At 59.5% G+C, this 12,950-nt stretch carries 12 protein-coding genes; 4 read left to right on the top strand and 8 right to left on the bottom strand.

Going from position 1 to position 12,950, the window contains the following annotated elements:
* Positions 1–62: 62 nt before the first annotated feature.
* From AC2FLX_RS01025 to tpiA, 4 genes are all read left to right on the top strand, one after another.
* The gene (locus AC2FLX_RS01025) at positions 63–425 is read left to right on the top strand and encodes an SUF system Fe-S cluster assembly protein (RefSeq protein WP_480749675.1); all 363 of its coding nucleotides are present in this window, start codon (positions 63–65) and stop codon (positions 423–425) included.
* Between the two features lie 569 nt (positions 426–994).
* Positions 995–1,261: a hypothetical protein gene (locus tag AC2FLX_RS01020; protein WP_480749674.1), complete on the top strand. Its 267-nt coding sequence runs from the start codon at positions 995–997 to the stop codon at positions 1,259–1,261.
* A 123-nt stretch (positions 1,262–1,384) separates the two neighbouring features.
* Positions 1,385–1,747, top strand: coding sequence for a HesB/IscA family protein (locus AC2FLX_RS01015; RefSeq protein WP_480749673.1), 363 nt, complete (start codon positions 1,385–1,387; stop codon positions 1,745–1,747).
* A gap of 119 nt (positions 1,748–1,866) precedes the next feature.
* Positions 1,867–2,616, top strand: a complete 750-nt coding sequence (gene tpiA / locus AC2FLX_RS01010) for a triose-phosphate isomerase (RefSeq protein ID WP_480749672.1) — start codon at positions 1,867–1,869, stop codon at positions 2,614–2,616.
* Between the two features lie 47 nt (positions 2,617–2,663).
* Here the strand turns inward: tpiA and AC2FLX_RS01005 are convergent, their stop codons facing one another.
* The 8 genes from AC2FLX_RS01005 to AC2FLX_RS00970 all read right to left on the bottom strand — a co-directional run bounded on the left by AC2FLX_RS01005 (position 2,664) and on the right by AC2FLX_RS00970 (position 12,933).
* The gene (locus tag AC2FLX_RS01005) at positions 2,664–4,388 is read right to left on the bottom strand and encodes an adenylate/guanylate cyclase domain-containing protein (protein ID WP_496809530.1); all 1,725 of its coding nucleotides are present in this window, start codon (positions 4,386–4,388) and stop codon (positions 2,664–2,666) included.
* A gap of 159 nt (positions 4,389–4,547) precedes the next feature.
* Positions 4,548–5,984 carry a TRAP transporter large permease gene (locus AC2FLX_RS01000; RefSeq protein WP_496745959.1) on the bottom strand — a complete coding sequence of 479 codons (1,437 nt, stop codon included), beginning with the start codon at positions 5,982–5,984 and terminating at the stop codon, positions 4,548–4,550.
* 4 nt (positions 5,985–5,988) lie between these two features.
* Positions 5,989–6,684 carry a TRAP transporter small permease gene (locus tag AC2FLX_RS00995; RefSeq protein WP_496745957.1) on the bottom strand — a complete coding sequence of 232 codons (696 nt, stop codon included), beginning with the start codon at positions 6,682–6,684 and terminating at the stop codon, positions 5,989–5,991.
* 82 nt (positions 6,685–6,766) lie between these two features.
* Positions 6,767–7,768 carry a DctP family TRAP transporter solute-binding subunit gene (locus AC2FLX_RS00990; RefSeq protein WP_480749668.1) on the bottom strand — a complete coding sequence of 334 codons (1,002 nt, stop codon included), beginning with the start codon at positions 7,766–7,768 and terminating at the stop codon, positions 6,767–6,769.
* A 387-nt stretch (positions 7,769–8,155) separates the two neighbouring features.
* Positions 8,156–8,461, bottom strand: a complete 306-nt coding sequence (locus AC2FLX_RS00985) for a hypothetical protein (protein WP_480749667.1) — start codon at positions 8,459–8,461, stop codon at positions 8,156–8,158.
* A 51-nt stretch (positions 8,462–8,512) separates the two neighbouring features.
* Positions 8,513–9,853 (bottom strand): hypothetical protein, encoded by a 1,341-nt coding sequence (locus AC2FLX_RS00980; protein ID WP_480749666.1) that lies wholly within the window; start codon positions 9,851–9,853, stop codon positions 8,513–8,515.
* 120 nt (positions 9,854–9,973) lie between these two features.
* Positions 9,974–11,203 (bottom strand): sigma-54-dependent transcriptional regulator, encoded by a 1,230-nt coding sequence (locus AC2FLX_RS00975; RefSeq protein ID WP_480749665.1) that lies wholly within the window; start codon positions 11,201–11,203, stop codon positions 9,974–9,976.
* Positions 11,200–12,933, bottom strand: a complete 1,734-nt coding sequence (locus AC2FLX_RS00970; RefSeq protein WP_496809531.1) for a sensor histidine kinase — start codon at positions 12,931–12,933, stop codon at positions 11,200–11,202. The genes AC2FLX_RS00975 and AC2FLX_RS00970 overlap by 4 nt, the downstream gene beginning before the upstream one ends.
* Between the last annotated feature and the right edge of the window lie 17 nt (positions 12,934–12,950).

The raw sequence follows: 12,950 nt of genomic DNA, 5'->3' as shown, positions 1-12,950 counted from the left end.
CCTCTGGACGCTGGTTGCCGATTTCCCTATATAATTGCTCAGGTAACCGACCCGAGGATCAGATGACCCACGCCACCGAACCGCTTGAAGGCGCGCCGCTGATTGCGCCCTCTTCCGTTGACCATCCGCTTTACGAACCGGTCGTGGAAGCTTGCCGGACGGTCTATGACCCGGAAATCCCGGTCAACATCTATGAGCTTGGCCTGATCTATACCGTCGACATCAATGCCGAGAATGACGTCAAGGTCATCATGACGCTGACCGCGCCGGGCTGTCCGGTGGCCGGAGACATGCCGGGATGGCTGGTGGACGCGATCGAGCCGGTTCCGGGGGTGAAAAGCGTGGACGTGGAGCTGACATGGGAGCCGCCCTGGGGCATGGAGATGATGTCGGACGAAGCCCGGCTTGAGCTTGGCTTTATGTAACTGACCGGAAGATCCAGGAACTTACCGAGGCGTAGCAATATTGTTACGTCTTTGTTTTAGACCCGTTACAATCAACTGCCAATCTGTCGGCGGTCACGCTTTGGCCGTGCCGGTGGGGTCTTTCCGTTTTGGTTCATCCCCCCAAGGATTGCGACCCTGTTCTGAGGACCGCTCTGCCCGGGGCGGTCCGTTTTTTTTCTGCCATTTCCAATGCCGCGAATCGGTCAGGAAACTCCAAGTGAGAATTCGCGGTCAGGTTCACGGCGTGGGCAACTGCCAACCCCTTTGTTTCCCGAATGGAAACTCTAGCGCCAAATCAACATCATTGTCCCTGTTGATGGATATTTGGGCAATTTTAAGGCAAAATTGTGTCCCTTTTTTCTGGCGAAATAGGTGACCAAGCGGTTAGCTTTCTCTCAATGATCGCAAAAGGGGGCTGTCGATCTTCAGTCGTATCCGTTCGGCATCCGGTTGGCCGCGCAGGGGCTTTCGCCTCGCCTCCTCGGCCAGCACGTAAAAGGAAAACGTGAATCCGGGCGTGCTGCAAGGTGTGAAAGGTAGGTCCGCCGTTGGTTCCACTCACGATTTATGGCGTCATATTCGTCGTCACCTTCGGCCTGTACATGCTGGTCGTCCGCATGGTTTCCTATTCGTTTCAGGCCGTGATGTCGCGCTATCCGGCATTGAAGCCCGCCAGCACATCGTATTTCAACCGTGGCGCGCAATATGTCGGTTTCACCTTTGAGGTGTTCACAATGCTGGCCTATTGGCCGGTCATCGTGCTGTTGGCCATGTCGTTCGGTATCGTATTCCTGCCTGGATACATCTTCCGCTGATCTGCGGTGGAATTCTCTGATCGCTTATCCTGAACACGGAATGAATCATTTCTGCGGCAGTCTCTTGAGCCTTGTTGCCCGCGCCACTAAATTGAGGAAGACGCGCGACAATCGGAGACCGCAATGTTCGGCATTCCCGGCAAGCAGGCCGTGACCATGACCCCACGGGCCGCAGCCCAGATCAACCGCCTGATGGAAAAGGGCGGCCATGCAGGTTTGCGCATCGGCGTCAAAAAGGGCGGCTGCGCGGGCATGGAATATACCATGGACTATGTCGACGAAGCCGAGGCGCATGACGAGGTGGTCGAACAGGACGGCGCGCGGGTGCTGATCGCGCCGATGGCGCAGATGTTCCTGTTCGGGACCGAGATCGATTATGAAGTCTCGTTGTTGGAATCCGGGTTCAAATTCAAGAACCCGAACGTCGTCGACGCCTGCGGTTGCGGGGAATCGATCAAGTTCGATGAAAGCCTGCCGCAGCGCTGAACGCATTTCATTTTGCGTTGATTTCAGCCGTTGTCGCCGATGCATGGCGGCAATTGTCACCCGTGCGCGCCGGTGCTATCCCCAAGGCCAAGTTTTGACAAGAAGACGGGGACGGATGAATGCGGCGTAAACTGGCGGCGGGCAACTGGAAAATGAACGGCACCGGTGCGTCGCTGGCCGAATTGGAGGCGCTGGCGCGGGCCCACCCTGCCCCCGGTGTCGACATCCTGATCTGTCCTCCGGCGACATTGCTTGCGCGCTCTGCCCAGACACTTGCCGGATCGGCCATTGCCGTAGGCGGGCAGGATTGCCACGCCGCCGCCTCGGGCGCGCATACCGGCGATATCAGCGCCGACATGCTTAGGGACGCCGGCGCGACAGCGGTGATCGTCGGCCATTCCGAGCGGCGCGAGGATCATGAGGAAGACAACGAAGCCGTCCGGGCCAAGGCCCGCGCCGCGATGGAGGCCGGACTGACGGCGGTGATCTGTCTGGGTGAAAGCCTGGCGCAGCGCGAGGCTGCCAACACGCTGGATATCATCGCGGGGCAGATGTCGGGGTCGATCCCGGATCAGGCGACCGGTGAAAACCTTGTGGTGGCCTATGAACCGATCTGGGCCATCGGCACCGGCAAGGTGCCGACGCTGGAACAGATCGGGGAGGTGCACGATTTCATCCGCACGCGGCTGGAACGCAGGTTCGGCGCGGGTGTGGGGCGGTCGGTGCGGCTGTTGTATGGCGGCTCGGTCAAACCAGGCAACGCGGCTGACATTTTTGGTGTTCCGAACGTGGATGGCGCTTTGGTGGGTGGGGCAAGCCTGAAAGCGGCGGATTTCTCGCCAATCATCGCAGCACTGGAAGCAATCTGAGACTTTCCGCTGCGCTCAGGGGTATATGGCTTGCAGGCCTGTCAAACCTAACCGTCGATCACATCGCCTACCAGTTTTTGAATGCCCTCGCGCAGCCGCGCATTGCTGGCCGGATCGCTGTATGGCTGCCAGTTCTGCCGGGATTTGACAAAACCGGGCTGAACCGCCTCGCACCGGTCCAGCGCCTCTCGCGCCTCTTCGAGCCTTTCAAGCAAGGAGAGTGAAATCGCCAGGATGAACAAGGCTGGCGCGTAATCCGGTTGCCGGCGCAGGGCGCGACGGGCACAGTCCACTGCAGCGTGAAAATTGCTGCTGTTGGCATGTGCCCGGGCCAGGAATGTCAGATGCGAATGCAGACTGGCATCCGCAGGATTGAGCCTTTGCGCCTTTTGCATCAGCCCTATCCCATCCGGTTCGCCCGCCAGATCGGATTTGTTGCCCAGCGCGTGCAGGGCATATGCATCGTTGGGATTGAGATCGACGGCGATCCGGGCTTCGGCCAGGGCATCATCGAACCTTCCCAGCCACTGGAATGCGGTGCTGAGTTCATGATGCGCAAAGGAGGATGCCTCGTCGCATTCGATGGCCCGATTGGCGGCGTTCATGGCGCGCATGGCGGTTTCCGCGCGGTCGCTGGTCATCCCAGTCAGCATCTCGATGTTATAGGACATTGCCAGCCCTGCGTGGGCCTCGGCAAAGTCAGGGCGCAGCTCGATGGCTTCCTGGTACAGCTTCCTCCCTTCGGCGACCCCTTCGGCGGTGCGGCGTCGAACCAAAGGCAACGCACGCATGCACATTTCCCACGCCTCGAGGTCTTCGGCACGGCGGCCGGAAGAACGATTGGCCTCCGCCACCACGAGTTCAGGCGCGATATGGGCGGCGATGTTCTGCACGATTTCATCCTGCACCACGAAGATGTCGGACAGGTCGCGGTCATATTTTTCGGCCCAGATGTGACGTTCCGTGGCGCAATCGACCAACAGCACGCTCACACGCACGCGGAGTCCAGCCTTGCGAATACTGCCTTCCAGCACATAGGTCGCGCCCAGTTCGCGACCGATATCGCGAAGGTTCACGTCGCGCCCCTTGTACTGAAAACAGGAATGGCGCGCGATGACGGGGAAAGTGCGCCAATGGGTCAGCGCAATGATGATATCTTCGGTCAGGCCGTCGGCGAAGTATTCCTGCTCGGGATCGCCACCGATATTGGCGAAGGGCAGAACGGCAATGGCTGGCCGGTCGATCCGACGCTGCGGTTCCCCGTCCTGAACCGTGCCTGAGGGGTGCCATTTGCAGATCTCGACCGGGCGCGTTTTTCCCTTGATCTGCTGCGGTCCCATGTCGGTGAATTGTCCGCGAACATCCTGGCCAAGCAAGGCCGCAACTGACGCCGTGATGCACACGCCGCCGGGATCGGCCAGGGTTTCGAGTCGCGCAGCAATGTTGACCCCATCGCCATATATGTCATCGCCATCGGCAATCACGTCGCCCATGTTCACGCCGATGCGAAGATTGATCGGCCCGTCCCCGGCGTGAAGAGTGGTTTGGATTGAACGGCTGCACTCGATGGCGTCGACCACCGAGCCGAATTCGACAAGCGCCCCGTCTCCCATGAGCTTGACGATCCGCCCACCGTAGCGTTCGACCTCGGGGTCGAACACCTCGGCCCGGTGCGCACGAAGGGCGGAAAGGGTTGTGTCTTCGTCTGCACTCATGAGGGTCGAAAACCCGACGACATCCGCGGCCATTATGGCGGCAAGGCGGCGTTTCATGAGGGCGTCGTAAGACTGGGGCGCATGGCGCCATCCTGACACGGATTTCGCCAACGGCAAACATCCGGTGTCTTCCTCCGATGACATTGCCGTGATCAGCGAGACCGTGAAAACCGGGCCTGGATCAGGCCCGGCTTTGTTCAGCAGTCCGGTTTTGTGTTATTTCACGATGATTTCCGGCCCCATGAGCGCAGTCGGCAAGAGTGTCGAAAGCCAGGGGATATAGGTCACCATGATCAGGAACACGAAGAGCACGGCGAGGAAGGGAAGCGCCGCGCGCACCACGCTCATCATCGGCATCCCCGCCACGCCGGAAGTGACGAAGAGGTTCAGGCCCACTGGCGGCGTGATCATGCCGATTTCCATGTTGACCACCATGATGATGCCCAGATGGATCGGGTCGATGCCCAGTTCGATGGCAATCGGAAAGACCAGCGGCGCCACGATGACGATCAGGCCAGAGGGCTCCATGAACTGACCGCCGATCAGCAGGATCACGTTGACGATCACCAGGAACATCACCGGGCCGAAACCAGCGTTCAGCATCGACCCCGCGATGGCCTGAGGTATCTGTTCATCCGTCAGCACATGCTTGAGGATCAGCGCGTTCGCGATGATGAACATCAGCGTGACGGTCAGCTTGGCCGCATCGAACAGCGTGTGCTTGGTGTCGCTGTGGAAGAACGCCGTGACCAGGGCTTGAGGCTTGTCCAAAAGCGACAGCGGCTTTGGCTCGGGCAGTCCCTCGGTCACCGCCGCAGCGGAAAGACTGCGTGCCTCGCGCGGGCGCAGCGGGCCGATGTCACGATAGACGAACATCGCAATGATGAAGGCATAGACAGACGCGACGGCTGCAGCTTCGGTAGGCGTGAAGATCGCGCCGGTGACGCCGGGGATGCCGTAGATACCCACCATGATGATGACGATCAGCATCAATCCCCAGAACGCGTCGCGGAAGGATGCCCAGACCTCTCCCCATCCCTGCCATTCGCCCTTGGGCATGCCGCGCAGGACTGCCATGATATAGATGGTGACCATCAGCATCAGACCGGCGAGAACGCCTGGGATGACCCCGGCAAGGAACATCCGCCCCACGCTGACATCGGTGGCCGAAGCATAGACCACCATGACAATCGAGGGCGGGATCAGGATGCCCAGCGTACCGGCGTTACAGATCACGCCCGCAGCAAATTCGCGGGTATACCCGGCCTGCCTCATGGCCGCGATCACGATAGTGCCGATGGCAACAACGGTAGCCGGCGAGGACCCGGACAGCGCCGCAAACAGCATACAGGCAAACACGCCCGCAATCGCCAATCCGCCGCGCAGATGCCCGACACAGGCGATTGAGAAGCGGATGATGCGTTTGGCCACGCCGCCGGTAGACATGAAGCTGGACGCAAGGATGAAGAAAGGGATTGCCAACAGCGTGTAGTGCCCCGCCATCGCCTGATAGAGGCTTTGCGCAATCGAGGCCAGCGACGTATCGGAGAAGGCCAGAAGAAAGATGATCGAGCTGAGGCCCAGCGAAATCGCGATCGGCACGCCAATCAGCAAAAAACCAATGACCATTGCAAACAGAATGACAACATCCATCGGTTTATTCCTTGTTCTGTGCTGCGGCTTCGGCCACGGCGTCTTCAGCTTCGTGACTGACGATCAGACTTTCACGGGCTCCCGTGGCAACGCCAATGAACGCCTGCACGAACCGCAACAGCAGCAGCGCCGACCCGAAAGGCAGAATGAAATAGGGGATGACCCGCGGCAGCTTTTCGTAGGTATCGCCATAGTTGATCAATGGTTCCAGCCAGCGGAAGATTCCCAGCATCGGAACCTGATCGGTTACATAGAATGCCCGGTCCCGAACGCCTTCGGTAAAGCCAAGCGGGAACCAGCGGCCTTCGGTTGGCTGCAATGCCGCAAACGGCGCCCAGTAATCCCACGACCCTTTGAGCAAAAGCATCGCATAAGCAATGCAGCAAGCGCCTGAAACCAGCGCCAGAATGCGCCGCCCACCAGGTTTCAGAAGGTTGATGACCACATCGACGCCAAGATGCGCGGTGATTTTCACGCAGTAACTGATACCGAAGATCACCAGCCAGGCGAACAGGATCAGGACGACTTCAAGTCCCCAGATCAGGGAACTGTTGAACACGTAGCGCAGCACCACGTTGATGAAGGTCAGTATTGTCATCAGCCCGAGAATGACCGCGATGCCGGTCTCCTCGATGTTGTTGATCACGCGGCCAAGTGTGGAAACCGACTGGCCAGCCGTGTCATGCGACGGACGGGACATGATCTCTCTCCGGGAGCAAGATGCGTTTCGTTCGAAGCGTCAGGAAGGGCAGCCCGCATCGCGGGCCGCCCAGATCGTCGCATCAGCTTGAGGCGTTGAATTCCTGCGCCTTGGCAATGTTGTCGGCGCCGATCCCGGCCTCGAACTTGTCCCAGACAGGTTTCATCGTGTCGACCCAGTCCTGACGCTGTTCGGGCGTCAGTTCACGGATCACGCCACCGGCATCCAGAACCGACTGGCGGGCGCTTGCATCAACTTCGCCCACGGCGGAGTTGCGCTCATCAGACACTTCACTCAGGATCGTCGTGAACTGCTCGCGCACCGCCGGATCAAGGCTGTCGATCCAGTCCACCGACGTCACGACCAGATAGTCGATGATGCCATGGTTGGTTTCGGTGATACCGTCCTGAACCTCAAAGAATTTCTGGCCATAGATGTTTGACCAGGTGTTTTCCTGCCCGTCGACAACGCCGGTCTGCAGTGCGCCATAGACTTCGGAAAAGGCCATCGGCTGCGGCGAGGCACCCAGCGCTTCCATCTGGGCAACGATCACGTCCGAGGGCTGTACGCGGAACTTGAGACCCTGGGCGTCTTGCGGCGTCATCAGAGGTTTCTTGGCCGACATCTGTTTCATGCCGTTATGCCAGAATTCCAGTCCCAGCAATCCGCGGCGTGTCATCGACTCTTTCATCGCCTGACCGGTGTCGGATTTCTGGAATGCGTCGACGGCCTCGATGTTCTTGAACATGAAAGGCAGATCGAAAATCTGGAATTGCTTGGTGAAGGCTTCGAACTTGGACAGCGAGGGGGCCGCCAGTTGGACGTTGCCCTGCAGCATCGCTTCGAGGACCTGATCGTCATTGTAGAGCGTCGAGTTGGGGAACACCTCCATGCACATGACGCCATTCATCTCTTCGTTCACCCGATCGGCCAGCAGCGAGGCTGCAATCCCCTTGGGGTGCTTGTCGGTGTTGGTGACGTGGGCAAATTTGACCACGATTTCACCGTCATCACAGGCGGCAAAACCTGCGGTGGCGGTGACGGACAGCGCCAGGGCGGTGGCTGCGGTAGTCAGGAATTTCATTTCTCTACTCCTCCCGAAGTTCAGTAAAATCTCTGTCGGACGCCGGACAGACGCCGCTGTGAGGGAGTGAAGCGAATCATGAAGCTTGGCTCAACGATTTGTGAAACCTTGCCCCCTTCTTATTTTTTTCTATTTTTTACAACAGGGTAAATAGCCCGTCCGCGGGATGTCGTTGTGGGCGAGGCGAATCGTGTGCGGAAATCCGCACTCTCTCGGCGGCCCTAGTGCGGGATTTCGCACAACTTGATTCGCTTGTTGCGGAAGTGCGGCCCAACTGTGCCGCCAAACATTATCCTGAGCGTGACCGGAGATTGCGTTCGATCACCACTGACAGATCTCGGGATCGATGGTCACGATCTGAATTCCATGCGCTTGCCTGTCTTGAATTCATTCTTCGTCGTCATCGGGAAAGGGATAGGGTCCACCGTTGAACAGGAACGCCTGAACAGACGCCAGATAGGCTTGCCATTCCTCGTCATCATCGAACTCGTCGTCCGTCGTTTGTTCCCATGCCGCTCGGCTCATGCCATTTCCGTTCACGGTCTCGGCCAGGGCGGATTTGAACTTTTGTGCAGCTTCGGCATTGTGCGCCTCTTCAAGAAACGCCTTCAGGTCCTCCAGGTCGTAGGCCTGGGGATTCAGATACCCACCGGCCATGTCATTCAGTACCTGCATGGGATCGCGGTCAGCCATGTCTTGAGTCTCCGTCTTCAGGTTTCATTGCCGGTCTTCCTGTCCGCCCCGTCATGCGACCGGATTGGGATAAAGCGTCACCAATCGCAAGGTTCCGTCGTCCAAAAGGTCATAGATCGCCTTGCACGTGCTGTTGGGACCCCAGGTTGCGTCTATGCAGGTGTCGGGCTGACCTTTCTTCTTCTTGCGCTTGACCCCTTGAACGTAGTTTTTCCATTGCGCGCCAAGGACATCAACCAGCTTTGCTTCCATCGGCGGTACCAACCTGACGGGTTGAGCCCCTTTCGGCGGTGGCGAAATCTTGTTGGTTTCGATATGCGCCAACGCCTGTGTCCGCAAGGCCATCTGGCTGTCGACATAGGCGCCCTTGTCGGTGAAGTTCGAGGCCTTGTGAACCGGTTTGCCCTTGAACTTTTTTCCGGTGCGCGGGTTCTTTTTCTTTAATATCCGGTCTTCCTGGTTTTGGATCGACAATCCCGGCCCATGGCATTCTGGGCCATGCGCCTTGGGCGGCTTGTCCACGTGATCGAAAAACAGCGCATCCATCTCGTCTTTGATCGCCTGAAGTTCGGTCGCGTTGTCGGGTGGTGGTTTCCTGGACAGCGCACTTTTCAATGCCTTTCGCATGTCACGCATTTCGGGAAAGGCCTGATCCATGAATTCCGGTTCAGCCTTGACGCGTGCCGCGCAGGATTTGACCATCCCGTCCAGTTTTCCGAGTTCCTTCGGATCCTCGCCAGCGGATTTCAGGCAGTCGGACAGCCGCACCGCCGACGGTGTGGACATGACCAGTTTCCGCAACGCAGTCAGCGCCTTGACCGCGTTATCCGGGCTTTTTGCGGTCATTGCCTTTTTATAGAGGGCAGCCACCTTGGCCATCTTTTCGCGATGATCGGGAGGCGCAGAATTCAGGCTGCGCACCAGGGGCACCTTCATTGCATCGAAATGGCTGGCGATCTTTTCCAGCACCTTCTCGATGTCGTCGCCAAGTTCTGCGGGCGCATCCGGTTTGCCTGTGTCCTCTTCGTCGCCGTCGTCGATGACATCGCCCGTCTCGGACAGCAAGCGCACTTTCATCTTGATGCCACGAGCGCTGAGATATTTGCGAAAGGTCTTGGCAAAGTTCGCTGGCGTCGAGTCGGGGTCTTCGACAATCAGGTCGGCAATCTTCCCGTCAACTTCGAGCGCGCCCACGGCGCCTTTTGCACCGGCGCCATCGTCCTTGGCCATCTTTCTGAGCGCGGACTTGTTCTTGGACTTATGCGCTTTGAAGATCAGGTCGTCCGGCCCATGAAACAGGGCAAAGTTGTGCCTGATCTTTCGGGCTGCCGCGATGATGCCGGACACTTCCTTGGCTTCGGCCGCCAATTCGGACTTTGACTTTTTTCCCATTCTGGCCTCCCTTGACCTTCAGTAACGGGCAGGTCTGCGGTTCAGTCAAGTCGGGAATACGCCAAGGGTCGACTTGGACAGTCTTCCCCGGCAGGTGTGTCGGACCATTTTCCGACGCCGTCAGCGGCGGTAAGCGTCGGGACGAATGCCATATTTGGCGAGCTTGTCGTAAAATGTCTTTCTTGGAAGTTTCAGCGCCTTCGCCGCTTCGGCCGCCCTGCCGTTATGCCGTCCAAGTGCCGCCGTCAAAAGGCTGCGCTCCACCCTTGCCATCTGTTCGGTCAGCCCAAGGTCAGATGCCTGCGCGACATCTTCGGGCATTCCCAGAACAAACCGCATGGCCGCCGACATGAGCGAGCGCGCATTGCCTGGCCAGTCCTGCGCCATCAACCCGGCCAGATGATCCTGGCTGATTTCAGGTTCCGGGATGCCGGCCTGTTCGGCGGCCTGCCCGACATAGTGGCGAAAAATCACCGGGATATCTTCGGGACGTTCGGACAGCGACGGAATGCGAACGCGCATCACATCAAGGCGATAGAACAGGTCCGGATTGAACTTGCCGCCGGCGGCAAGATTGGCCAGATCGCTGGTGGTTCCGGCCAGAACGCGCAGTCCCGCCCCCTGCTCCAGCCGTTCCAGAACGGCGTATTGGGTCGCTTCGGGCATGGCGGAAACCTCGTCAAGATAAATCGACCCGCCAGCCGCATCATTGCAAAGCCGGGAAAACTCCTCGGCATCCAGACCGGAGGCGGGCCGCTTCACGAAAGGTCCCTGAGCCGAGGGCGACATCAGGTGAATGACTTCGGCCACCTTTGAAATGCCGCTGCCCGGCGGGCCGGTTACCAGCACCTCGGCCCTTGTTGGCGCAACGCTGCGAACCTTTTCCCGCAGCGCTTCGGCCTGGGCCGACACGCCAAAGAGCATCCGCGCCGCCGGGTCGCCGCTTTCCAGTTGCCGTTTCAGCGCCCGGTCTTCCAGTACGGCCGACCTGATATCGAAAGCCCGTTCCAGAACGTCCAGAAGATCGGCAGAAGCGCAGGGTTTTTCGAGAAAGTCGAATGCCCCCTGCCCCATCGCCTGAACCGCCATCGGAATGTCGCCCTCGCCGGTCAGCAGGATCACCGGCAAGTCCGGGTCGATGCCTTGCGCATATCCCAACAGGTGAAACCCGTCGCGCCCGGGCATGCGGATATCGGACAGGATCACACCGGGAAAATCCGGGCGGATATGATCCTTGGCGGCAACAAAGGAACTGGCTGTTATGGCTTCGTAATCCGCCAGCTCCAGCGTCTGACCCAGCGCCTCGCGCACCGCCGCATCGTCATCCACCAAAAGAACCTTGCGGATCATGCGGCCTGTTCCTCGCGATAATGGTCCAGTTCGACCGTGAATTCGGCGCCATCCGGCGTATTCGCGCCTTTGATCTCACCGCCGAAACTCTGCACCAAACCATACGAAATCGACAGGCCCAGCCCCATGCCTTCTGAGGTACCGACCGCCTTGGTGGTGTAGAATGGCTCGAATATCCGTTCCGGGTCCTTGATGCCTGGACCGGTATCGCGCACCGAAACCGAAAGCCGGTCGCCGGTCGCAAAGGTGATCGAGATGTGCTTGTCTGGATGCCCGGACATGGCGTCGGCGGCGTTGTTGATGAGATTGACGAAAACCTGCACCAACCGCACCTCGCCGCCCCAGGCCAGAACCGGCGCGTCGGGCGGCTGCCAGTCCAGCGTCACGGCGTCAGCCCGCAGGCGAGCCTCGGTCAGTTCAACGGCGGTGTTTAGCACCTGCACCAGATCGACCTTGCCCATCGGCTCGCTTTCGTTGCGGGCAAAGGCGCGCAGATTCTTGATGATCCGCGCCATGCGCGCCGCCATCTGCGAGATGCGGCCCAGATTTTCACTGGCCCGCTCATCCTTGCCACGTTCCAGAAACGCCGCGCCATTGTCGGCAAACTGCTGAATTGCCATCAGCGGCTGGTTGAGCTCGTGGCTGATCCCCGCCGACATCTGCCCCAGAGCGCTGAGCTTGCCCGCCTGCACCAGATCCGCCTGGGCGCGTTTCAGCGCGGCCTCGGCCTCTTGCCGCTCGACAACTTCGCGGCGCAGGGCGGTGTTGGCCGCCGTCAACGCACGGGTACGTTGCGCCACCCGGCTTTCCAGAACCAGATTTGCCTCTGCCAGCGTCCGGCGGCGTTCGGTGGCAAGATAAAGCATCGCGCCGAACGCCAGGCAGATGGCCGCCACCGCCGCCGCCTGCAACGTCGCCAGTCGTCGGGCCGGCCCCACATCCACCAGCACTTCGGCGGTCATGTCGATCACAGGCAGATCAAGCGTCAGATGCAAGGCGCGACCGGGCAGATAGCGGGCCCAGTTCAGCTTCCATATCTCATGCCCGCCAACCCGCGTGGAGGCGAAATCAACAGGCTCTCCTCCCGGCGGTGTCAGCCCCGGTTGCCCGTCGTCGCGACGCCAGAACAGCAGGTCGGACCGGTTTGAAATAAAGACGATCCCGTCCGCGTCGATGAAGAACACCGTCTCGGTGCTGCCACGCCAGGTCTGCTCGACATCCTGCACATCGGCATCGACCATCAGCGCGCCCTCGACCTGCCCCGAAGGGCCGAAGGCAGGTGCGACATAGGTATAGAACCTGTCGCCGCTGGCTGGCAGAAACCCATGCGCACTACCCAGCGCACCCTGCATGGCGCGCTTGAAAGCGGGGTGCTCGGCCATGCTGTCTTGCTCGACCGGCTGCGCCGCGGCCAGCACCCGTCCGTTCCGGTCAATATACATCATGTTTTCCGCGGCGGTCTTGTCGGCCACATCCAGCAGCATGGCCTGCGCCGCCTTTTGTTGCGCTGGCGTTTCGAGCATTTGCAAGACGGGGTGATCGGCCATCAACACCGCCAGTTCCTGATAGACCTGCATTTGCGCGGTCAGCCGGTCAGCGGCAAGTTCAAGATCAGCTTCGGCCTTTTCACTGAGCTGAGACAATGCCTGACGATACCCATATGTCCAGACCCCGACGGACAGCAGCCCGACGGCGCACAGGAAACCAAGAATGATCAGGACTCTTTGCATGTTCTAGGGTCTTGCAT

This window comes from Ruegeria sp. YKSF57 (genome assembly GCF_059612585.1).
This window is presented reverse-complemented; position numbering and strand designations above follow the sequence as displayed.